3 protein-coding genes are annotated in these 2,464 nt (G+C 69.5%); 1 reads left to right on the top strand and 2 read right to left on the bottom strand.

The genetic code is table 11. The features are described from left to right. Positions 1-493: biliverdin-producing heme oxygenase (locus VD972_RS33425; RefSeq protein WP_324992852.1), on the bottom strand; the 493-nt coding region annotated here is incomplete at its 3' end. Between the two features lie 117 nt (positions 494-610). On the opposite strand from VD972_RS33425, the gene VD972_RS33420 reads away from it, so the two are divergent. Further along, entirely contained in the window at positions 611-1,558 is a 948-nt protein-coding gene (locus VD972_RS33420) for an N-acetylmuramoyl-L-alanine amidase (protein WP_324992851.1), read from the top strand. A 25-nt stretch (positions 1,559-1,583) separates the two neighbouring features. Here VD972_RS33420 and VD972_RS33415 read toward each other — a convergent pair. Beyond that, on the bottom strand, positions 1,584-2,464 hold an 881-nt coding region (locus VD972_RS33415), incomplete at its 5' end, for an FHA domain-containing protein (protein ID WP_324992850.1).

Genomic DNA, 2,464 nt, shown 5'->3' with positions numbered 1-2,464 from the left:
AGGCGTGCGACAAGAGCAGGTGCGGCGCCACCAGGACGAGCTGCCGGACCCGCTCCACGTGCAGGGCCGTGAGGTGGGCAGGCCGCGGCATCTCCTGCCACGAGTCCCCCAGGAAGCAGCGCAGATCCTCCTCGATCGCCTGGGAGCGCCACAGCTCGGGCAGGAGGAAGCCCCCCACCACCGGATGGCTGCAGAGCGACTCCATCGCCCCCTCCAGCGCCTCGTACACCTCGAGGAGGCACTGCAGGTAGGTGACGTAGTGGCGCCCCCGAACGAGCTGCCCGTACACGCTCGTCCCCAAGGGATCTCGGAAGAGACTCCGCAGGAAAGGCGTCTGCTCCGCTTCGCGGCGAGTGGCGGCCGTCCCCTCCTCCAGGCGCACCGACAGCGGAACCTGGCCGCGTGCCCCCTCGGGCTCTTTGGCCCGGGAGCTCCGAGGCTCCAGCACGATGGCCGAGCGGCCGACGAGGCTCACGATGGTGGCAGCGGACATGGAGTCTCCGTCAATTCGATAATGATTATCAAAATCAACATTATGATGCATGCTCTCCTCCGGAGCGTCAAGTCTCGCGAAGGGAACGCCTCGGCTCTCCCGGGTGTCGGAACCGCCATGCTGAGAGTCTCGAGGCTGCTACTGGGATGGGTCGTGCTCGTCGGGTGCGGCCAGGCCGCGAACGCGCAACCCGCCGCAGGTGCGCCCCCTGAGCCCGCGACGAAGCCGTCTGCCGCGAGCGCCGCCCTGGAGGTGCCCTCCCGCGCTGAGCCGACCACCCGCCCCTCCTGGCCCGCAGCAGGAGCGCCGCTCACGGTGCAGCCCCTCACGGTGCCCAAGGGCTACCGCAAGAAGAGCATCTCCCTGGACGCGGGCCATGGCTACCGTGGCAACCGAGGCAACTCCTCCGTCACCTGCGAGGAAGAGGCGGACTTCACGCTCCGGGTGGCCGAGGAGCTGGCGCGCAGGCTCGAGGCCACGGGCCACTTCAAGGTCCGCCTGAGCCGCAAGGCCGGGCAGCAGGTCTCCTACCGCGCTCGCATCTCCGAGGCGGAGCAGTGGGGAGCGGATGCCTTCGTGAGCCTCCACTCGGATGCGCGCGGCGCGGCCTTCTGGTGGGAAGCGGCCCCGGGCCAGCAGTGCCTGCGCCAGGACACGACGCCGGGCTACAGCGTGCTCTGGGCGGATGACACCGCCGAGCCCTTGAAGGGGCGCCGCGTGGCGCTGGCGCGAGGCCTGGCCCAGCGCATCGGAGAGGCGGGCTTCCTCGCGTATGACGGCGTGGACTACGTGGGTTTGTACGAGGGGGATCCCCAGCACCCGGGTGTCTTCGTGGACCGGCACGAGCCCGGGCATCGCATCATGATGCTGCGCCGCCCGCGCATCCCCTCGGTCATCATCGAGACGCACCATGCGCTCGACTTCGAAGAGGTGGAACGCTGGAAGGAGGCGCGAACGCTGGAGGCCTTCTCCGCAGCGGTGGCGCAGGGGCTGGTGGATGGCCTCTCCGGCGCCCCCTCCCCTGCTCCTCCCATGACGACGACCGGCGTGGCCGCGCAGAAGTAGCGCGCGGCCTGTTCCAGCGAGCGGCTCACTTCTCCTTGGCCAGCTCGTCCACCTGCTTCTGGAGCTCCGTCGCCTCCTCGAAGAACTCGTCCACGGAGGAGGCCGGCATCAGCCGGATGGAGGACGGCAGCAACGCGCGTGGGAAGCTCAGCGAGGAATGGAAGCCCTCGTTGCCCAGCAGCTCCTGCGCCTGGATGAGCGAGCCCAGTCCCAGGACGATCGCGGCGATCATCGCGCCCAGCCGTCGCGAGTCCCACCTCGTCACGTACCGCAGGTGCCAGAACAGGCCCCACGCCACCAGCCCCAGGTAGCAGATCAGCCCCAGCCACGGGCGGCTCGTCCCCCACGCCAGGCTGAAGCTCAGGACGATCATGAGGCCGGGGATGCAGATGAAGCCCAGTAGCACCAGGCTGCCAATGGCTCCATGGGCTCGGAAGTAGAACTGCCGGCGAGCGATCCGGCTCGCGATGGACCAGCCACCGGCCCAGGCCAGCGCGAGGGCGCTGGGCAGGAGCATCGAGAACACCAGCTCGCCCCAGTCCGTCTCATCGTAGCTCGTCAGGTAGCTGGAGAGCAGCGAGGCCAGCATCACGACGCCCAGCGACGCCACGAAGATCTGTGGCCGCTCGAAGAGCCGCTGCTGAGGCCCCACCGGCGCCTCGGCGGCCATCGCCTCGGGCACCTCGTAGCTGCGCCCCCGGAAGCGCAGCACCGTGTCTCCCACCATCACGCGCGCGTCCTGGACGAGGGTCAGCTCCGCCAGCCGCGCCCAGGGTTCCACCCGGAAGGTCCCATTGCGGCTGCCCAGATCCCGCACCACGAGCCCACCGTCCTCGGCCCGCTCGATGCGCAGGTGCGCCGGAGACACCTTGGGATCGTCCAGGATGATGTCATTGGCGTAGCCGC

Origin of the sequence: Hyalangium sp., assembly GCF_035629615.1 — a bacterium.
Taxonomy (GTDB): domain Bacteria; phylum Myxococcota; class Myxococcia; order Myxococcales; family Myxococcaceae; genus Hyalangium.
This window is presented reverse-complemented; position numbering and strand designations above follow the sequence as displayed.

Bases quoted from the DNA above. Each gene is read 5' to 3' on its own strand.
- VD972_RS33420 (WP_324992851.1), top strand. From the start codon at position 611: ATGCTGAGAGTCTCGAGGCTGCTACTGGGATGGGTCGTGCTCGTCGGG.